This is a genomic window from Nocardia noduli (assembly GCF_019038455.1).
GTDB classification, from domain to species: Bacteria; Actinomycetota; Actinomycetes; order Mycobacteriales; family Mycobacteriaceae; genus Nocardia; species Nocardia noduli.
The window spans coordinates 1-19,654 of the sequence record NZ_JAFMPL010000129.1; the positions used below are offsets into that span (position 1 = coordinate 1).

A 19,654-nucleotide genomic window follows, 5' to 3' on the forward strand; every position below is an offset into this window, starting at 1 on the left:
CCATCTCTTGGTCGCCGCAGGCCGCCTCACCCCACCTCCGCTCGAACCCGCTGACCAGCCCGGACCCCGACCCGCCCCGACCGCTCCCGCGCGCCCGACCGCCGCGGCCGCAGCCGAGGTAAGCATCAGGGCGCACCGCCCCACCTCCAGGTCCCATCTACCCGGGGGTGGGGTGCCACCTCGGACACTCGACCAAGAGGTGGCCGGCCATGCCTCTCGACCCCACCCCGCGCGCCCCATTCGAGGCCGAGTACCTCGCCGACATCCGTGAACACCTGGGCCCGGCCGTCGCCTTCCGTCTACACCGAGACCGTCCCACCCTCTGCGACCTCATCGCCGCGCCCTACTTCCTCGGCCACGACCCACTGACCGATCTCCCGTAGGCCACCGGATCGGTCCGAATCTGTCTACGACCCGACCCTGATTCCACCGCGCACCGTCGCCACCGTCTCGCGAGCCGTGAGCCGTGGCGGACAACTAGTGCGCATCTGATGATTTGGAGATTTCCATGGAGAAGACCACCGTCCTCATCGGCTACCTGATGGGCCAGGACTTCTACATCCCCGGCTTCGTGCGGATCGACGAAGTCCGAGTCGTGGACGACATCGGCCGCGCCGAGTTCTACGTCGTCTACGACGACCAGGCGGTGGACACCGTGTCTCAGGTCGTGGTCACAGCCTCGCTGGAACCTGTGTCCGCACCGGCCATCTCACTCGGCCTAGCGCGCCGGTTCGGCGATTCGTGGTTCTACCTGTCTTACACGGCGACCACGGTCAGCACGCTGAACATCCAGCGCACCCTCACTTTCCACACCCGCGGCTACCAGACGGAATTCTTCGTCAACGGCTTCCTTGCCATCGATCGCGTCGAACCGATCGGCGAATTCGACCATTACGACATCGTCGTCCGCTGCAACCCCTCCGTACCGGAGGTCAGCAAGCTGACGGTGATCGTGAACGGCCCACATCGCGAAATGTACAGCGGCGACTTCGACTTGGGCGTCCTCTACATCGACGGCCTGCCCAAATATGCCCGCTACAACCAGCAGATCGTCGCCCCCTGAGCGCAGCCCACGTGGGGTGCCGATCTCGCGCGATCCGCGAGCGCTACCGCCGCAACCGATACATCCAGCAAGTTGTCGCGCTCCGAGCGCACGAAGGAGTCAGTACTCATGACCAATGGTGACGTTGTCGAAACTGTGGAGTTCGGTGGCACGGCCTACACGCGCACGGAATCCGGCCAGCTGGTCACACCCGAGTTCCTGGCTCTCATGCAGAGTGTGCTGACCGGGAAAATCGAGCGTCCAGCCGATCTCGATGACATCGACCCCGAGGTGAAAGCGCTGGCCGACGAGTTGTCGGTGATCCACCTGCCTGAATGGCGGCGTGGGGCGGGCGCCACCGTCGAGCCCACCGTCACCAGGATCCGTCAGGCCAACCGCGTCGCCGAATACCTCGTCAAACGCGGAGTGCGCCTGCATCCCGAGTTGGAGGAGATCCGCTGGTCGCCCACACCCGGCGGCCATCCCGGCGCGTTCGACACCGGCGTGCACATCACCAAGGACGAGCACGGCCAATGGCCCGTGCCCGACCCGGAAAGCTTCTACGACGTCGACGACATCGTCGTCAACCAGGCTGAGAACGGTCTGTGGTGCGCTGTCCACCCACGCGGACTCGTCCACGAAGCCCCGACCAAGTCGGAAGCCCACGCGGGTCTGGTGACCCAACTCCTGCGCCGTATCGAAGAGGTGCGTTGAGAAGTGTCGCAGCCAATATCCCGTTCCGTGCGGCGTGTAGGCTTTCGTGAACCAGATCGCCGCCACTCACACGCTCGGAGCGATGGGATGAAGTTCTACGAGACCAACCCGGAATGTCCTGCGGGCTTTGGCGGCGTCGAGTGGGACGGCAGATTCGATCCGCCGCGGCAAATATCAGCACATCTGACGTTCGCGGTCCCGGTTCGAGCGGAGTTGATCACATCATATGGTGCGGCGTTCGCGGTTACCGAGCCGCTCGCGGAGGCTCTCTCGAAGACGGACCTGACGGGATTCGAGTTTGGTCCGGTGACGAGTTCGCTGAAACCTGACATCGAAGATGATTCGTTGTTCGAGGTCCCTCCGTTGCGCGGCCTCATCATCACCGGCAAGGCCTTCGCCGACGATTTCGGTATCGAGCAGCAGGGCTTGTTGATCCTCTCAGAAAAGGCAGTCGAGTTGCTGACCTCCCGAGATTCGAAGTTTCGGAATTACATTATGGAGCCGCTGTAATCGATACCTTTCATCGAAGTGTTCGTCCAGTTTCAGAGAGCCTGGCGACGACTTTGGTGGAATATTCGCGATACAGCAGTCCTCGTTGTATTGCTTCACTGCGCTCAGATAATATAGAGCCTGCCGTCTGCGGCTTTGCCTTTCCCGTCCGCGCTGCAATCTTGAGTACTCGGATGCAATGACTCCATCGTGCCTTCGGCAATCTTCCCAGAACGTTCTCGGCCTCGGTGGCCCCTGTTCGGGTGTCGAATATCAGTGCTCCATGTCCACGTGAATCCACTGGTGCATCCGGTTATTCCCTCGATGAAATAGTTTTGCGCGGTCCTGCTCACTGAGCATTTGGTACTTCTTTATCGCCGTCGATCTGTATTTCTCATCGGTATTGGCGTGGTTCTGCGAATACGTCGCGCGTTTGTGCTGCGCGTACCGCATGTCGAATTCGAGGATCGAGTGAATAACTTAATTGTCAATGTAGCCGGCAGTTCTGTCTTCGATATTGCGAAGGTTTTGCTGCCGCCAGTCGAATCGTCCTGGATGAACGGCGTCATGACGCAGTTCGCCTCAGCGTTCGAACATGCGAAATCGGGCGAGCAGGCGGAAGTAGTTGCCGTCCACTATTCTAGACGTGCAATGGCCGAATTATCTGCTGGTGCGGCGAATTTCGGTGTTCTTCCGCGCTATACCGCCGAGTTGGACGAAGTTGCGGGAAAGGTCAACGTTCGCAATTTCGATGGCATGACGCCGCATACGGCCGCCAGGATGCTCGATCGCCTGGATGTTCGTCGAGCCCTCTCTCGGCAAGCTACGGCTGTGAACGGAACCGCCGGATTCGGATGGGCGGCCCTGAGTTCTGGCGCGTCGGGTATCGATGAGGTGGCCGGGCATTTCGATCCGACATCGCCTTTTGGGGCAGGTCGAGAAATTCGGTACATCGCCGATTCTGAGCAGGACGGTTCCCTCGGGGCGAGAACTTCCGATGAGACCGAAGGCACTGTTACGGCGGAAGTGCTGCCAGCCTTCGAGGAGTATAGCGCTAAGTCGAAGAGTAAGAATAAGGCGGCGAAGAATAATTCCGGCACACCTAAGCCGCCGGCAACTTATCCCTGGAAATCAGGTCAGCGACTACCTGTGGATAAATTCCCGCTGCCCGAGGAAGGTGAGCCGCTCTACGAGGAGTACCTGAAGCAGAAGGAATACCGGCAGAATTATTGGATCGACACAGGGATTCCGCCATATGGAAAACAGATTCATCATGCTGTCGAGCAGGAAATTTGGGAGATACTCGACGGGGTGTTCGACGCGAGTGAAAAGAACAAGACTTGGAATCTGCGGGGGATCTGGGGATCTGACGCAGACGCGCTCCATCAAAGCAGTCTCAGAATAGTCTGGAATATGATCTACCGGCGTTTGCGTCTGCTGGGCATTCTTCCGCCTCTGTCTGATGGAAAGACGAAGCTGTCGGGCCCCGATGCGCAGCGCGCGCGCGAAGCCTTGATTTTCTGGGCGATGGTCGTGGATCTTCTGTTCGGGCTGAGAATGTATCCGCATCCGTCCATAGTGGATGATCCGGACTTCCTGAGATTCTTGTACGAGCTGGGCCTGACGCCGGAACAGGTCGCAGCGCTTGCCGATCTTATAAAGAATGAAAAGTACCCCGATATCCAAAAGATACTGGCGTGGCTTCTGGCCCAGTGGAATGGAAAATCGAACCCGTTCCGGAAGTTTATGCCGTCGGTCCGGCCGACTATGCCTCGGTATTCGCCCACCGTTAAGCCGGATGGCAACGATCCGCGTTACTGGGACGAAGACGACGACGAGGTATGGGAGCGGGAATATCGACGAATCCCGGATCGGCAGAACGCCGACTACGTTAAAGTCGGGTCCTCATCCGGGGCTCGCGGGGCGAGGACGGCACCGCCGAGTAGACAGCTACCCGCAGTTCCGTCGGAGGCGCCGCCTGTGCCCGCGCCGGAGATCGCGCCGTCACCTCTGCCGGTGGAGCTTCCGAGTACCGGTAACGAGGCCGATCCCGGGCAGCCGGCACAACCGGAATGGCAGCCTCGACAGCAACCAGGATCGCTTCCGGAGCAGCAGCCTGAACCGCGGCCCCAGGAAAACCCGGCTCCACCTGAGCCGCCGCGGCCGGTGTTGCCAGGCGAGCCGGACGGGTACGGTTGGTATTCGAATGGGAACGGCGGGTTCAAGCTGATGCCCCTCAATCCGGGAAATCCTTACACATATCCAGATCTTCACGATCTGCCGGATCCGCCCCTGGGTCAGGGGTGGATCTTCGACGGGCAGTACATGCAAATGATTCCACTTCCGCCGGACCTCTGGTATGACCCAAAGTATAAGACAAATATGTTGCCACCCATTCCGCAGGATACCCATTGGGAACCCGACTACGGCGAAGACGCGAACGGCGATAAGGTGCTACCGGAGTTTCATGTCGTGCCGAACAAGGGGGTTCATCCGTTACACGGCGAGCGGCAGTGGTACCCGCAATTCGAGCCCCCGCCGGGATGGAAATGGGAGAGCAACGGTAAAGGCGGATGGTATCTGAGGACAAAGCCGAAACCGGAGCTCTCAGGGCCCGCGCCACGGAGCGATAACGGCAAGAGCGGCCCTCGCCTCGACTACCACGAGCGTATTCTGCCGTACTTGTTACCGTTCGTACCGATTCCAGGTCGGATTCCCGGACGGCTTTTGATACCTGGATCAATGCGCGAGACACCGCGCACGGAGATCGCGCCGCCTGTTACGACACCGGAGCTGCCGTCGATTCCGGACCCGGTTCCATCTGTGCCCGCCACACCTGCACCGCGGTGGTCACCGCCGGCCAGTTCGGCACCTGCTCCCGCTCCCGCTCCGGCACCGAGCCAACCGTCGGCACCCGCACCTGCTCCGGCACCGTCACAGCCGAATCAACGACGGCGACCCAACCCCGAGGAATTGGTCTAGGGCCGCCGCCAGATATTGCCATCTCGATCGAACATTCCTGCCGGGCGATGACCGAACCGATTGGTCCGGTCATCGCCCATTGCGAAGAAAGGCGGTCACTCGATGGGTGAACGTATCGTGTTCCCGGATATGGAGAACGCGCTCGCCGATTTCCTCACGACCGAACTCGGCGCGCTGTCCGATACCGCAGAAGTCGTCGTCGACATCCCTGATCCGATTCCAGCGCGGGTGGTCCGTGTCCAGCGCAACGATCGCAAGAAGCGCGTCGACAGGGAGGACCGCGAAGGTATTCGCGGTCCGAATCTGATTCTGGACCGTCCACGCATGGTGCTCGACTGCTACGACACCGGTGGTGCGTCGGCGCAGTTGGCGGCCACGGTGCGAGCCATTCTGGCCGCTGCCTCTCCGGGCTATGTCGGCGGCGTCTGGTGCGATTGCATCGATGACGTCGGTATCGAGAACAGCACCGAACCGGAGGATTCCTCCCCTCGGCACACGATTGTCGCCGACTTCTACGTGCGGGGATCCGTCCTCGCCTGACACTCCGGTGTTCCGGGGTACAACTGAATACTCATCCCGAGGGCCTGCGCAAATCCCAAGGGAGATAACACAATGGCTCTGCCTTCCAGCAAGTTCATCGGTGCGGGCACCCCGAATATCGCCGTCACCGGCGGCGTTCTCGTCGGCCCGCTCGGTTCGCCGCTGCCGACCTCGGCGTCGGATGCCATCAACGTCGCGCTCAAGCCGCTCGGTTACGTCTCCGAGGACGGTATCGAGTCGAAGGGTGAGCGCAAGCTCGAGACGGTCAAGGACTGGAACGCCGACATCATCGCGCAGTTGCAAACCGAGCACTCGGTCCGTTTCGGCCTGACCCTCTACGCGGTGTGGGACCGGGATGTGCTCAGTGAGGTGTTCGGACCGGACAACCTCACCGTCACCGCCTCGACCAGCACCACCGGCACCCTCGTCAAGGTCGAGGAGACCGGTTCGGTGCTGCCGTCGCGTGCCTGGGTCTTCGACATGAAGAACGACACCAAAAAACTGCGGATCGTCCTCCCCAACGCGAGGATCGCGCAGGTCACCGAGAAGAAGTTCGTGTCCAAGGAATTGGCCGGTTTCACCATCACCGTCGAGGCGTTCAAGGACGACTCGGGCGTGAAGGCGTACCGCTACCTGGACGACGGCGTCTTCACCTCCTGAGAGCCCCCAGTGGCAGCGGGGTACCAATCATCATGCGCAGGCCCGCCCCGCTGCCGCTGGGCCCTCGGATCGCCGCGATACGCGGACACAGTCACATCTATCGAAAGGGGCGGTGCACCATGGAGAAAGCACCCGATTCGACCCACGCACAGGTCGAGAACGACTTCGTTCGCATCATCGCCGGCATCGAGGTCCGGCTTCCGTCATTGAGCTATCTCAAGCCCGGTCTGGTCCGACGAATCCGCCGGATGCACGACATCGACGCGCTCTACACGCTGATCGAGATGACCGTGTCCGCCGAGGCGCTGGCGATTCTGGACGACCTCGACCAGCGAACCTTCCAGGCGCTCCTCGACGAATGGCGTGTCCATTCCGGGGTGAGCCTGGGGGAATTCTGAGCCTCGATGCTCTGCTCGAAGAGCATGCCGAGGCTGTCGAATACCATCTGATCACCGTCGGCGTCCGATTGCGGACCCTGGGTACGGACGCCTTGACGTGGCGTGACCTCAAGGTACTGATCCGCCACGCACCCGCGGACTCCGCCTTGGCGCGCTCGCTCTACAGCGAAGAACACCAGTGGCAACTCACCCAGTACCTACTCGCCGATATGGCCGACTCCCTGCGCTGGCTGGTGTGGTCGAAGACCGCCGCCGCTCAGGACGGTCGTGATCGGCCCGAACCGATTCCGCGCCCGGGGTTGAAGCCCGCCGTCGAGCGAATCGGAACCGCCGCGGGCATCGAGGTGATGGATGCCTTCCTCTCCTGGGGACACCAGGGCGCTGCGCTGAATTGAGGACGGTGCCCGTCACCGGCCCTTCGAACGTTTGGAAGACAATGGCATCTGGACACACGGAATCCGAGAACAGCGAAAGTCGGTCCAGTGGACCGATCACACATCCGCGCTACGGTGACCGGAACAGCACGGCCGCGATCGTGACGCCCGTCGGCGCACAGGTCGACGGAAACGGCGACCTGCCTCGCCGAGTCGCTCCCGCAGGCAATGATCCGATGATCCGAGCGGGCGGTGACAGCAACGACGCGCACCGCGACCCGCCCGGATTCCTCTCTCGCCGCGGCTTTCCGCGGGCAGGCGAAACCGCTCGATCGAGCGTCGCGTTCGGCTCGCTCGGCGCGTCCGCGCCCGGAGGGAAGGAAGCTCTCCGTCCCACGGCGGGGGCGTCCCCGATTCCGCAGGCAGGTTTCGATCGACCGAGGTCGATGCTTCCCGGCTTCCCTCACCCGGTCGTCTCCGGGGAGGCTGCGGCAGAACCGCCGGATGTGTTCACACCGCAGGTATCGAGGCCAGCACCGCCGGCCTCTGGGATGACCGGCGATCCGATCGGCCTCGCGGGCGCTGTCGCCGGCGGTCACCACCCGAACGTGTTCACCTCGGGATCGTCGCGACTGTCCGATGCTCCGCATGCGGCGGCCGCGATGCCGGGCCTTCTCGACTCACCGCTCGCCGCAGCCCAGCACTCTCTCATGCCGTCGGCCGAGGGACCTCGCGGCGCCATCGGAAAGGCTTTCGCCCCAACTGATTTCGCGGGCCACGTACAGCCGACCGCTCTGCTGGCGCAGCTGGCCGGTCCCAGCATCCCACGCCGAGCGGCGGGCGGCCTGGTGAGCGGGCCTGGGACATCGACCAGTGATGACATCCTGACCTGGCTCTCCAACGGCGAGTTTGTCGTCAACGCCGCGACGACAGCACGACTGCTGCCGATGTTGGTCGCGATGAACAGCGGCTGGGACCCGGGGGCGGCGGGCGGCGGCCAGTCGCCCGCGTTCCTGTCCGGCAGCACGTGGGGGCCGAGCGGCACGGCGCGGACCACACCTTCCCCTAATCTCAAAACCCTCGAACTGCCGGGGCCGGTCCTCGACGACTACGCCGAGGCGTCGACCTGGGAGAGCCTCGACATGGCCGGGGTGGTCGAGGGCGGGCTGTCCTCCGCCATCGCCGGCGGACTCCAGGACGGTCTGTTCGGCGCGATCAAGGGCGGGGTCACCGGTGCCGCGGCGTCGGCGGGCAGTCAGGTCGGAGCGGCGATCGGCACCGCGTTAGGTGCCGGACTGGGACCTGCGGCCCCCATCGCGACTGCCGTGGGTGGCGTAATCGGCTCGACCGTGGGTCAGCTCGCGGCCGAGACGGTCTTCAAGCCGGTCGAAGTCGTCGGGCAATACGCCGCCGACACCGCCAAGGAGGTCATCGGAAGCGGTTTCGGTCTGGTCGACCTGGCGAAACGACAGGGCGGACGAACCGTGCGCCAGGACATCTACAACTTCAACGGCATGGACCCCAAGAGCGCTTCTATCGCGGTCGAGCGGGTCCGCAGGCGTCGCACGCTGGCCCAACAACGCGGAGGAGGTTTCGGGCGATGACCCACCAACTCTTGAATTCCCACAGCACGAAGGTGGTCGTGTGGGACATCAACGGACGGGTCTGGCATGTGGCCGGACCCAACAGCGGACGCGAAGGAGTCCGGCTGTCGCAGCAGTCCGGGTTCATGTTCGCCCCGACACAATTGCTGGTCTCCGAGGGGGCCAGACAGGATGGCGCGACCTTCTTGCGGTCGGTCCGCTCGAAGAAGGAATGGGACTTCCTGGTGGTGATTTCGCCCGTCGGGAAGATAGGTTCGGAACACCGGGTCCGAGATTTCCACGCTGTGCACGATGCGTGGTTCCGCGGCTGGTCCACGGACAAGCCCGTCACAGTCGGGTATTTCACCCGGCATCAGGGTTGGCGCTTCCAGCAAGTGCAGCTCGACGCCGCGCCGGAGATTGTCGGCGACACCGATCCGGCGCATGACGCGCTGGCCCTCTATCGAATGTCGGCCACCGCGATGGACCCGCTGGAACGCCATTTCGAGGAGACCGCGGTGTGGACGAACACACTCGGCCTCAACGAGGGGACGGTGCGGGCCCGCAATGCCGCCGATCAGCCCGCGTGGCCGCGCTACACGATGAACGGTCCGGGGCGCTGGTCGATTCTGGACCCGGTCGGCGGAGATACGCCGCGCCTGGTGCAGACGCCGACGCTGCTGGCGAATCAGACGTTGCGCATCGACACCCATCCTCGGCATCGCACCGCGCGTCTGCACACCGACGGCAATACGGCGGGGGTGAACGTGTGGGCGCAGTTGGCGGGTCGCCGCTGGCTGGCCGCGCTGCCCGCGTGGAGTTCCACCGACCTCCTGGTGCAGGTCGAGGGCGGTAACACTGCGTCGAGTCTGATCGTCGCGGTGACGCCCCGGTCCTCGAGGCCGTTCTGATGAGCGCCTGGGATCCGCACGCCGAGTCGCGGCGGATGGACGAGGTCCGCATCGAGGAGCAGGAGCAGTTCCGCGATCCGCCCGTGCTGGTGCGGTATTGGGACAAGTTCATGCGCGAGGTCGGCGAGGAGCACAGTTACCTGTCGCTGGAGTTCACCTATCCGCGCAACGCGGCGGGCGGTCTGAAGATGATCTGCCCGCGCGACATGGTGCATTTCGACCACCTTTTCAACAACGAGTTCGGCGAGGACGCCACCATCCCGATCACCGTGGACACCAAGGGTTTCCGCTGGGACGGGTACGTCACCAAAGCGTCGATAGTGCGGGACGAGCAGGGCTTGGAGACGGTCGACATCGAGGCTATCCACTGCTGGAACCACATCGCGACGATCTGCTGCTGGGCGAATCCGTTCGCCCCGATCCTCGCGCAGTTCCCACGCCATCACATCCTTTTCGGCCCCGCGCGCAGCATCATCACCACGTATCTGACGACGAACCTGATGCGGTTGCAGGCGCCCGGCTGGGTGCCGAGCCAGGACGCGGGGTCGCCGGAGTGGGGCGGGATCGGCAATTCGCTGTTTCCGATCGCCGTGGTTCCGGTGGACCCGATGACCGACACCAGCCGGTGGAACGCCGCCTCGGCGCGATTCGACATGGCGGACAAGCTGTTCGGGCCGATGCTGGAGGATTCCGGGGTCAATCTGACCGCGCGGTTCTTCCTGCCCGGCGAGGACGAGCAGCCCGCGCCGGAATACTTCTATCTGGACCGACCCACGGTGGTCCTGGAGACGGTGGACAAGTCCGGCGTCACCGGTCCCACCGGCACGCTGCTCGACGGAATCACCTCGTGGATCGAGGAATTCACCGAGGACGGCACCACGCCGGTCCGCTACCCGAACTTCGAGTCGACCACCGAATACGAAACCGTCTACGGCCAGTACGGCAGGCTCGGCACGTTCCGGAACTTCCCGTGGGTCTGGTATTTCGAGGGCGAGTACTCCGGGATCGGGCCGTCGGAGGTCGCGCTGCACAAGCCGACCGCCACCGACGTCATCATCGGTGGACGCTCACCCGGCTGGGTCAACGCGGGCATCGAACTGGCCATCAAGGGTCTGTTGTCGCTGATCGGGCTGGACTGGCTGTATCGCGGGCAGCTCAACGATGTCTTCCTGGCGTGGATGGTCTATCGCGACACCGGCCGGGTGCACCGCGCGGGACCGTACGCGTTCCGTGAGCTCTACATCACCGGCAGCGACAAGGCGTTCACGCTCGACGGCCTGGTCGCGGGCTTGCAGGGCCTGCACCTGACCCGCGGCTACACCAGCAAGCGGGTCACCGTGGAGGACAACGCGCCCTACATCCTCGGCAAGGATTTCGAACTCGGCGACCAGATCGGTTTCGCCATCGGCGACCAGGTCTTCACCGACTTCGTCACCGAACTGACCTTCGTCGACAGCCGCGAGACCGCCGCGACCTGGCAGATCGTCGTCGGCGACGGCGCCGACGAAGAGGACTCCACCGTCAAGGCATGGCAGCGCCTCGGTCGCGTCGCCGCCGCCATCAAGGATCTGGCCACCGACGTGGGCGCGGACCTGGACCTGCTCATCTTCTGACTTCCCCCACGAGGAGGAACCCATGGCGGACATCTCATTCCCCGCCCACATCACCGTGGTCTGGCAGGCCGACGTGGACGGCCTGCCGATCCTGACCGCCGAAGCGGCGGTCTCGCCCGAGGTCGCCGCACTGCCGCTGCCCGCCGGACCCGCCGGTCCGCGCGGTCGCCGCGGCCGCCCCCGCACCACCTTCCACAAGATGGGTGCCATCGCGAACGCCGCGGCCCGCCCCACCGGACTCGGCGCCGAGGACCGCGGCAAGTGGTGGCACCGGCTCGACACCGACGGCATGGACCTGTGGACCGGCAGCGCCTGGTCGCACTCACCCGGCGCGGTTGGACCACAAGGGCCCGCGGCGTTCGCGAACACGCTCGAGGTCATCGGCACCGAGCACAACGAGAACCGCACCGAACCGGCCATAGAATTCACCGGGACGGACGGAAACCAGCAGGTCAAGGTGACCGTTCCGGCCGGTCTGCGCGGCCCGAAGGGGCCTGCGGGCGCGTCCGGACAGATCACAACGTCACCGGATTTCGACACCGCGACGACTCCGGGCGCGGGCGGCGTGTTCGCTTGGGACGCCGCCATGCGCAAGTTCCGGTTCTCGCCCGCACCGCTCGGTGCTGGGCCCTGGTCCTGGTACCAGGAGGACTTCATTGCCGAGACGGTCACGGCCGTCAGCCGGATCGAAGGCGGGGTGTTCACCATTCCGGCGCAACCCTTCGTGTGGCGACCGGTCGTGCACGGCCATTTGTACGCGTATTCGGTGAACAACGGCGCGCAGAGCGTGGAACCGACCGTGCGATTGGGTCATTCGCAGGGTGCGCTGGTCGCGGCGGGCGTCGCGTCCGCGGGCGGGTGGATCTACGGCCCGGTCTTCCCGACCTACCGGGACGGCACGACGACCCAGGTGCTTTCGCCGAGTTCGACCTTCGCCACGGTGCCCGCCGGACAACCGGCGACTCTCGTCGTCGCCAGTGAACGGGTCGGCACCGGGACAGGCAACATCGGATTCAGCCCCTCGCGAGCGTCGCTGGTCGTCTTCGCCGAACCTATCGAATGAGGTGAAATGTCAACCATAGGCGAATACTTCGCATCGACACTGATCCGTGGAATCGACGAGGGTGTCGATGATCCCGCGATCGTGCAGGCCATGCACGGAACTCCCCGTGATGGCTCGCTGGAACTGATGACGGGCACCCAGGGCCCGGTCGGCCCGGCAGGCGATTCCGCCGCGCCGTTCCGGTGGGAGGGCGATATCGCTGACCAAGCGGCATTGACCGCGCTGTCGGCAAAACTGACCTCGGCGCACGCGGGCAAAGCCTGGCGTGTACTCACCACGAGGGCGCTGGTGTACTGGAACGGAACGGGCTTCGACTCGTTCACCGACGCGTTCGGCGCGGCCGGACCCGACGGACAGGTGTGCACCGTGACCTTGGGCACCGTCGACACCGGCGCGGTCGGGTCGACGTTCCAGGCCACGCTGGTCGGCGCCGCCCCGAATCTGACGTTGAATCTGACGGTGCCGCGCGGCATCAAGGGGCGCAAGGGCGAAGCCGGGGGACCGGGTGCGATCCGGCAAGCGCCCGACTACACCGACGGAACGCACCTCGACCGCGCCGTGCCGGTATGGAATTCCGGCACCCAGAAATGGGTCCCGCGTGCGTATCCCGGACTGCGCGGGCCGTGGAGCATCGTGGAGAACCAGGCTTGGGACGGCGGGGCCGGATTCGTCGCATCGCAGTCCGGAATCACCACCGCGACGAAAACCGTCGCCCAATTGAATATCCCGGCGCAGGACACCGCCTGGCGACCGATGATCTCGGGTGGTGTGGTGGTGCGGTCGGTGGAGAACTCCGACCAGTTCACGACCCGGATCGACGCCGAGGTCCGCATCGGTTCGGCCACCGGCCAACTGGTCGCGCTCGGTGCGGGTGCGGTCACCGGCGCGACCACGCGCGCTCGCTTCCAGCCCTACTACGGTGTGCGCGGACTCACCCCCGACAGCACCACCGGAGTGATCGGCGCGGGTCAGCCCGCGACCTTGTTCGTGGTGCTGCAACGCAATTCCGGTGGCAGCGCCAACTACGACTACACCATGGCCGGTTCGCAGATCATGTGCACGGCCCGACCCGTGGGGGCAGTGTGAGCACCGACGATCCGGAGCAGACCGTCGTCTACGACGACGACGTCATGATCACCATGCGCGGCGTCGCCGATTCGGTGGGGCTGCCCTACACGATCAATCCGTTCGAGCTGATCGACCAGGAGGCCCTGGCCGAACTCCGTGAAGGGCCTGCCGGTCCGACCGGGGCCGAGGGCGCGCCCGCTTGGCCGTGGTCGTGGCAGGGCGACATCGCCGACGAGGCAGCGCTGCTCGCGCTACCGCTGACCACCGCCGACGCCCGGAAGGCGTGGCGACTGGTCGCGAGCGACGTGGTGTACTTCTGGACGGGATTGGAATTCATCGGCTTCGAGGACGCCTTCGGCACGCCCGGTCGTCGCGGCGCGCCGAATCCGCTGTCGGGAAAGGTCCAGGCCGGTGCGGCGGGCTCCTCGGCCGCCGCGTCCGTCACCGGTACCGCGCCGGGGCAGGTCGTCGAGGTCACGATCCCCCGCGGAGTGACAGGAGACGTGGGTGATCCCGGTGCGGCGGGCCGTATCCAGGACGCCGCCGACGTGCAGATCGACGCGACCAATCCGCTCGGCCAGAATTTCGTACTGGCCTGGGACGCCGCGACGGCGAAGTTCCGCCCGGTTCCCAACCCGCGCCCACGCGGCCCCTGGGTGATCGGCGAGAATCAGTTCACCGGCGGCAAGAACCTGCTGGACGCCTCCAAAGTCGTCGCCACGGTAACGATTCCGGCGCAGCCGAATTCGTGGCGTCCGCTCGTCGAAGGCGCGCTCGGCCTGCAATCCGAACAGCCCACTCGATGCGATATCGAAGTCCGCATCGGCGGCCCCGACGGCGACCTGGTCGGCTACGGCTGGGGCCATCTGGTCTCCCGTTTCGGCCACGTGCTGATCTCCGGCAGCCATCAGTACCCGATGCAGCCGGGTTCGACCATCGGCGTGGTTCCCGCGAACCAGACGATCACCCTCTACGTCGTGGTCAAACGGGTCGCGGGCGCGGGCAGCTACAACATCTACACCAATTACTCGCAGTTGACGGTGCGCGCCCAGCCGATGTGACCTGGCTGACGATTCCCTCCTTCCCGGCACGCCGTTCCCGGCTGCCCGCTGTCCGAAAGGCATCGATCCATGGCCGATCTGCCCCCGCTGAAATATGGCAAAGTCGTCGGGCGATTTCTCGCCAACGTCATCGACGGACCCGATATCGGCGACCATCCCGAATTCCCGCCGCTCACCGGTATTGTCACCTTCCTCGCAGACGCGCCGAAAGTCCTGGTCGCCGCCGCCGAACCGAGTCCGGCGACCTACGTCCAGTTGCCGCGCCACTACGAATGCTCGCTCGACGAATTCGGCTACCTGACCTGGCGCGGCAAGCGCGGCGTGAGCCTCGTCGCACCCGGCGCGGCCACCAACCCGTCGGAATGGACGTGGCGGGTCTCGTTCGACCTGTCCTACGACGGTGAGCGCGTCGCGCTGGACCCCTTCAGCTTCGCCGTCCCCGAATACGTTTCGGGGCCCGACGCGGAGAATCCCGACATCGCTTCGACCGGACTGGTGGATCTGACCCTGGTCTCCCCGGTGCCCGCTTCCGCCGGCAGCGCGGTGGTCCGGGGGCCCGCCGGTACCGGAATCACGATCGACGGCCAGGTCACCACCTATTCGGCCTTGCCCGCGGCCCCCGCCGAGGGCAAGCAGTACGTGGTCCAGGCAGACGGCCTGCTCTACGTCTACCACGCCGCTACGGGCGGTTGGACCCCCAACGGCCAAGGCATCGCGATCCGCGGCCCGGCGGGCACCACCACCTGGGCTGGAATCACCGGCAAGCCGACCACTTTTGCGCCGACCATTGGGTCCACCTCGACCACCGCAGTCGCCGGCGACGACTCGCGCCTCGCGAACGCGCGAACCCCGGTCGCGCACACCCACCCGGCGGGCCAGATCTCCGACTCCACCACCATCGGTCGTTCGCTGCTCACCGCCGCCGACGCCGCCGCCGTGCGGACGACTTTGGCGGTCGTCGCCAACACCGACACGCGGCTCACCGACGCCCGCACGCCGACCGCCGCGGGCCAGGCATATGACGTGGCCTTCAAATCGCACAGTGGCAATCGCGCCGCTGGCGTGGGCAACACCATCCCGGAAGGTCTTCGCCTCGAACGCGCGGTCAAGTTCACCTCGGTGACCTACCGCGGCGAGACGGCAGGCACCGGCAACCTGGTGGTCGAACTGCGTCGCAACGGCACCACCGTGACCGGCACCTCGGCGACTATCGCGGCCGCCAACCACACCGCCGACACGACCGTCACCGGTGACTGGAACTTCTCGGCGGGCGATCGGCTCACCGTGTATGTCACCAGTGTCGACAGCCCGGTCGGCCGCGGCCTCCAGGCGAGCCTGAAGGGGGCCACCCACTGATGGCCGGGATGCATGTCGGCGGACCGGCGCTCGTCCTGGACCCGGTGCTCGAATCCACATCCGTCGAATCGGGCGGCATCCCGGAATGGGCCACCATCGACTCCGGCTACCCCGGCACCTACCAGCCGCCGGTCGTCCCGCAGGTCGAACTGCTCGTCGGGGGGACCGTGGTCGCCGTCGGATCGCAGGCCGAAGGCGAGGTCACCACCTTGACCGTGTCGTCCGACGTCGTGATCAACGCGGGCGAGGTGCTGACCGTGCGGGTCGCCGAACCCGAGGCGGAGGGGGAAGCCTGATGCCGTTGATCGTCGCCACCGGCATCGTCGGCCTCGATCCGATGGGCATGAACAAGAGCGGTGACCAGGCCGTTCCCGCGAGTTCGACCGACCTCAAAGTGATCAACTGGACCGCGCGCAGCGGATACTCGAACACCGTCATCACGAACAACGAACTGATCGCCAACGGCGACGGGGCGGTGGTCGTGCGCTGCGGGGTGAGCATCACCGGCACGTTGTTCGTGACCCCCCGGCGATTCCAGCTCATGCACAACGACACCGCGGTCAAGACCGTGGACTCCGACCAGGCTACGGTGGCGCTGTCCGACACGCCGCTCACCCTCGCGTTCGGAGATCGGCTGTGGCTGCGCATGACTCAGCCCGCCACCTATTCCGCCACGATTGTCGGTGGCGTCAACACCTACGTCTATTACGACCTCGCCTGAGCGGCGGGTCCGAAGCTGACGAAGAAAAGCAGAAGCCCAAGTCGTGAACCGGCGATCCGCTCTGGCTGGCCGACGCGCTGCGCCAGGCGGCGCCAATTCCTCGATGAGCCCGAAGGCGGCACGACGTGTTCGATGTCCGCGTGCGCTGTAATTAGCTAAAGGATCGCTGTCAATAAAAGGGTGCCGCGTGTCGGGAGGTGGCGCGCCGTAGCGCGCATGTGCGCGGGCGTTCCGGATGTGCGCCGGTTGGGCTGCGGACTCTGGTTGCGTCGTTGTTTTCTTGCTCTGTGCCAAGTCGCGTGCGGCCTCCGTCGACCCAGGTAGCCGTCTCACCAAAATCTCACACTTTCGGCGGGAATCGACCGGTCTCTTCGGGAAGTGTTGAGCAGGATATGAGACGCGAAAGGGCATTATTTCCAGTGCTTTTGAGTGCCATCAAGACATGTTCGGAAAACTGGAACCTGTGTCAGGTGGTCGCAGGTTCAAATCCTGTCAGCCCGACCATAGCAAAACCCCTTCCGACCAGCATCGGAAGGGGTTTTGTCATTCACCCACCACCCGTAAAACGGGACCAGAACGGGACCGGATGTGTGCCGAGAGCTTGTCACCGGCTCCGGTGATCTCGCGGCGGTCCGGGTGTAGGTATCTCTCGGTCGTGCGACTGTCGGCGTGCCCGGCGATCTTCTGGAGCACGTGCAGACTCACCCCGGCATCGGCCATCCACGTAAGCCCCGTGTGGCGCAGATCGTGACGGCGTAGGTGGTCGTAGCCGAGCGTGGTGACGACCTCGTCCCAATGCGTGGCATCGCGCAGGACACCGGTAGCGATTCGACCACCACGCGGACCCCGGAACAGTCGAGCGTCGGGGTTGTCGCGGCCGACGATCGTGAGTCGCCGGGTGACCAGTTCCCGAACTTCTGCGATCAATGGGACGTAGCGTGCTCGGTTGCCCTTGGTGCCCTTGTCCTCCAAGCCGCCCGGTGACGGGGTGGTCTGGCGCCGCACTTCCCATGTCCAGGTATCGGTGTCGATGTCACCGACCCGGCAGCCGGATACCTCACCGATCCGAGACGCGGTGCAGGCGGCAAAGATCACCACGTCACCCCAGCCCCGATACTGATCTGCCGAACGATTCACCAACGCATCAGCCAGGGTGAGCAACGCCGAATAGTCCGACAGCGCCAGCGAACGCGGATCATCGAGTTCGTCCTCGATCTGCTGATACAGCTTCTGCCAGCCACGCACCCGCGCCGGGTTCGACTGTCGAAGGTCGTCGCGTACCGCCTGTTCCATCACCCGCACCAGCACCGCGAGGGTGTTCTTGACCGTCGATTTACCTGCCCCGTCGCTGATCCAGCCGACCACTGCCCGATCCACCGCGCCATTGGTCAGCATCGCCACCGGAAGATGCCCCAGGGTCGGCACCACTCGTTTGCGCCAGCCCGTCAGGTAGGGGTCGGTGGTCTTCTTCTCCAGACCGCGCAGCGCGAGATCCATATTGGCATCGCCGTATTCGGCCAGACGCATCGTCGCCGTTTTCGGGTCGATCCCCTGCGCGGCTTGGCGTTCCAGTCGCGCGATCCACTGTTCGGCCTCCTCGCGCGTCTCGAACGGCTCCGACACCGAAGGTCGCTTCTTCGTCCCCGGCTCGGTCCACCGCACACGTGCCTTGAACGGACGCCGCCCGTAGTCGGACCGTTCCTCGATATTCGAGGAAAGCCGAACTCCCACAGGCATATTGATACGGCCGGGCATCACGCCACCGCCGCGAGAGGATCGGTACGCGCCCCCTGGAGCCATACCTCGATGTCCTCGGCCGCGTACTTGACCACCCGAGGAGAGACCCGCACGAACGCAGGCCCGCACGGGGGATTCGCAGTACGCCACCGCCGCAGGCTCGACGGATCGATGCCCAGCAACAACGCCAATTCCGCCGTCGAGTACAACTTGCCGTCGACCAACCGTGTATCCATGGTCGCCCCTCCTATGCCGCTGATTGTTTGATTGCCGAATGTTCTTTCCATGCCTGTGGACCCGCCGCGAGTAGTGCTTCGTCGTACTCGACCTTCCAGGCTTTCCGGCGCGCAATCTCACCGAGGATCACGTGGTCCCGTGGTGGTGCGTTCTGGTCGCCGGGCTGCACCGGTCGCACGATCAGATGAGAGGTGTCGGGTTTGACGATGCCGACCGAGGCCAGCAGTTGCCGAACCAAGAGCGCACCGGCGGCGCTACGCGCCGCCGCCGCGCCACGCAGCACCGCGGCGTCCTCGTCGCGGGCTCCTCGGCCACCGGAGCGGCGGCGCGTCGGCAGCGCTTGGCCGCCGGAGCGCATTTGGACCTGTTCGCGTGTTCTGGCGTCCGCTTCGGCGACGTGGCAGCACGCGGACTCTCCAGAGCTGGCCGCTTTTTCGTTCACCGAGCAGTGCTGGGCACTTCGTGAGCCGTCCCCGACTTGCTCTCCCGCAGCTGTCGACCGAATCCGCCGGCACTCGCTCGTGGGGCCTGGCTGTGGTCCGGTCGCAGGAACTTCGAAACCGGACTGACCTGCGCGGATGAATTGCTGAACGAAATCCGGGGTTGGATAGCGCTACGTGAGGGCCAGGCCGTCGTCCCATCATCGACAACGGAAGTGCGCGCTACTCGTAGGAAAAGCGAGTCGCCATCTGCCATCTGCCATCGGGGTTCTTTTGGTACTGGTACACGGCCCCGCTCAGTCCGGAGCCGCACCGCTCGTGGAGTCCGACGAGGTCGCAGATTGCCTGGACAAGCTCGTCGTCGGGAAGGTTGATCGGCTGAGCATCCGAGATGAGACCGTACTGAATCTGTCCGTCCTGCACCGTGATCGACAGCTCGGCGCTGGTCTCGTCCTCGTAGACATGACGCAACACATGACCACCGATAGCCATGTCGATCGGATGCTGTTCATCGACCGGAACGGGAGACCTACTCACCAGAGAAATGATTAGGACCTGTGGATGACGGGGAGGACGCACCTTCCCGGATGATCTATCAGTCCGAAGTCTTGATCATGCCGGCGCGCCAACGCCGGTCGGGAAGGTACGTCCGTGTTTACGGTAGT

At 64.8% G+C, this 19,654-nt stretch carries 22 protein-coding genes; 18 read left to right on the top strand and 4 right to left on the bottom strand.

Annotated elements, in window-relative coordinates; genetic code table 11:
* Positions 1–209: 209 nt before the first annotated feature.
* The 18 genes from JZ792_RS36760 to JZ792_RS36845 all read left to right on the top strand — a co-directional run bounded on the left by JZ792_RS36760 (position 210) and on the right by JZ792_RS36845 (position 16,575).
* Positions 210–383, top strand: coding sequence for a hypothetical protein (locus JZ792_RS36760; RefSeq protein WP_216917509.1), 174 nt, complete (start codon positions 210–212; stop codon positions 381–383).
* 125 nt (positions 384–508) lie between these two features.
* On the top strand, positions 509–1,063 hold the full coding sequence (locus tag JZ792_RS36765; RefSeq protein ID WP_216917510.1) for a hypothetical protein: 555 nt from the start codon (positions 509–511) through the stop codon (positions 1,061–1,063).
* Positions 1,064–1,171: 108 nt separating this feature from the next.
* Positions 1,172–1,756 carry a hypothetical protein gene (locus JZ792_RS36770; RefSeq protein ID WP_216917511.1) on the top strand — a complete coding sequence of 195 codons (585 nt, stop codon included), beginning with the start codon at positions 1,172–1,174 and terminating at the stop codon, positions 1,754–1,756.
* Between the two features lie 87 nt (positions 1,757–1,843).
* Positions 1,844–2,266 carry a hypothetical protein gene (locus JZ792_RS36775; protein ID WP_216917512.1) on the top strand — a complete coding sequence of 141 codons (423 nt, stop codon included), beginning with the start codon at positions 1,844–1,846 and terminating at the stop codon, positions 2,264–2,266.
* A gap of 387 nt (positions 2,267–2,653) precedes the next feature.
* Positions 2,654–5,227: a hypothetical protein gene (locus JZ792_RS36780; protein WP_216917513.1), complete on the top strand. Its 2,574-nt coding sequence runs from the start codon at positions 2,654–2,656 to the stop codon at positions 5,225–5,227.
* A gap of 102 nt (positions 5,228–5,329) precedes the next feature.
* On the top strand, positions 5,330–5,767 hold the full coding sequence (locus JZ792_RS36785) for a hypothetical protein (protein WP_216917514.1): 438 nt from the start codon (positions 5,330–5,332) through the stop codon (positions 5,765–5,767).
* 72 nt (positions 5,768–5,839) lie between these two features.
* Complete coding sequence (locus tag JZ792_RS36790; protein WP_216917515.1) at positions 5,840–6,427, top strand: phage tail tube protein; 588 nt, start codon at positions 5,840–5,842, stop codon at positions 6,425–6,427.
* 119 nt (positions 6,428–6,546) lie between these two features.
* On the top strand, positions 6,547–6,825 hold the full coding sequence (locus JZ792_RS36795; protein ID WP_216917516.1) for a hypothetical protein: 279 nt from the start codon (positions 6,547–6,549) through the stop codon (positions 6,823–6,825).
* Positions 6,786–7,220: a DUF5361 domain-containing protein gene (locus JZ792_RS36800; protein ID WP_216917517.1), complete on the top strand. Its 435-nt coding sequence runs from the start codon at positions 6,786–6,788 to the stop codon at positions 7,218–7,220. Before JZ792_RS36795 ends, JZ792_RS36800 begins: the two co-directional genes overlap by 40 nt.
* A gap of 530 nt (positions 7,221–7,750) precedes the next feature.
* Positions 7,751–8,803 (top strand): hypothetical protein, encoded by a 1,053-nt coding sequence (locus tag JZ792_RS36805; RefSeq protein WP_216917530.1) that lies wholly within the window; start codon positions 7,751–7,753, stop codon positions 8,801–8,803.
* Positions 8,800–9,693 carry a phage tail protein gene (locus tag JZ792_RS36810; protein ID WP_216917518.1) on the top strand — a complete coding sequence of 298 codons (894 nt, stop codon included), beginning with the start codon at positions 8,800–8,802 and terminating at the stop codon, positions 9,691–9,693. Before JZ792_RS36805 ends, JZ792_RS36810 begins: the two co-directional genes overlap by 4 nt.
* Positions 9,693–11,306, top strand: coding sequence for a Gp37-like protein (locus JZ792_RS36815; RefSeq protein WP_254190849.1), 1,614 nt, complete (start codon positions 9,693–9,695; stop codon positions 11,304–11,306). Before JZ792_RS36810 ends, JZ792_RS36815 begins: the two co-directional genes overlap by 1 nt.
* A 22-nt stretch (positions 11,307–11,328) precedes the next feature.
* Positions 11,329–12,369, top strand: a complete 1,041-nt coding sequence (locus JZ792_RS36820; RefSeq protein WP_216917519.1) for a hypothetical protein — start codon at positions 11,329–11,331, stop codon at positions 12,367–12,369.
* Positions 12,370–12,375: 6 nt separating this feature from the next.
* Positions 12,376–13,455: a hypothetical protein gene (locus tag JZ792_RS36825; protein ID WP_216917520.1), complete on the top strand. Its 1,080-nt coding sequence runs from the start codon at positions 12,376–12,378 to the stop codon at positions 13,453–13,455.
* On the top strand, positions 13,452–14,498 hold the full coding sequence (locus JZ792_RS36830; RefSeq protein ID WP_216917521.1) for a hypothetical protein: 1,047 nt from the start codon (positions 13,452–13,454) through the stop codon (positions 14,496–14,498). The genes JZ792_RS36825 and JZ792_RS36830 overlap by 4 nt, the downstream gene beginning before the upstream one ends.
* Positions 14,499–14,567: 69 nt before the next feature.
* On the top strand, positions 14,568–15,854 hold the full coding sequence (locus tag JZ792_RS36835; protein ID WP_216917522.1) for a hypothetical protein: 1,287 nt from the start codon (positions 14,568–14,570) through the stop codon (positions 15,852–15,854).
* Positions 15,854–16,150, top strand: a complete 297-nt coding sequence (locus tag JZ792_RS36840; protein WP_216917523.1) for a hypothetical protein — start codon at positions 15,854–15,856, stop codon at positions 16,148–16,150. The genes JZ792_RS36835 and JZ792_RS36840 overlap by 1 nt, the downstream gene beginning before the upstream one ends.
* Positions 16,150–16,575 carry a hypothetical protein gene (locus tag JZ792_RS36845; protein ID WP_216917524.1) on the top strand — a complete coding sequence of 142 codons (426 nt, stop codon included), beginning with the start codon at positions 16,150–16,152 and terminating at the stop codon, positions 16,573–16,575. The genes JZ792_RS36840 and JZ792_RS36845 overlap by 1 nt, the downstream gene beginning before the upstream one ends.
* Before the next feature lie 543 nt (positions 16,576–17,118).
* On the opposite strand, the gene JZ792_RS36850 is transcribed toward JZ792_RS36845, so the two are convergent.
* The 4 genes from JZ792_RS36850 to JZ792_RS36865 form a co-directional block, all read right to left on the bottom strand.
* Positions 17,119–18,312 carry a tyrosine-type recombinase/integrase gene (locus JZ792_RS36850; RefSeq protein ID WP_254190850.1) on the bottom strand — a complete coding sequence of 398 codons (1,194 nt, stop codon included), beginning with the start codon at positions 18,310–18,312 and terminating at the stop codon, positions 17,119–17,121.
* 17 nt (positions 18,313–18,329) lie between these two features.
* Positions 18,330–18,548 (bottom strand): helix-turn-helix transcriptional regulator, encoded by a 219-nt coding sequence (locus JZ792_RS36855; RefSeq protein ID WP_216917525.1) that lies wholly within the window; start codon positions 18,546–18,548, stop codon positions 18,330–18,332.
* An 11-nt stretch (positions 18,549–18,559) separates the two neighbouring features.
* Entirely contained in the window at positions 18,560–18,991 is a 432-nt protein-coding gene (locus tag JZ792_RS36860) for a hypothetical protein (protein ID WP_216917526.1), read from the bottom strand.
* Between the two features lie 220 nt (positions 18,992–19,211).
* Positions 19,212–19,526 (bottom strand): hypothetical protein, encoded by a 315-nt coding sequence (locus JZ792_RS36865; protein ID WP_216917527.1) that lies wholly within the window; start codon positions 19,524–19,526, stop codon positions 19,212–19,214.
* Positions 19,527–19,654 lie beyond the last annotated feature (128 nt).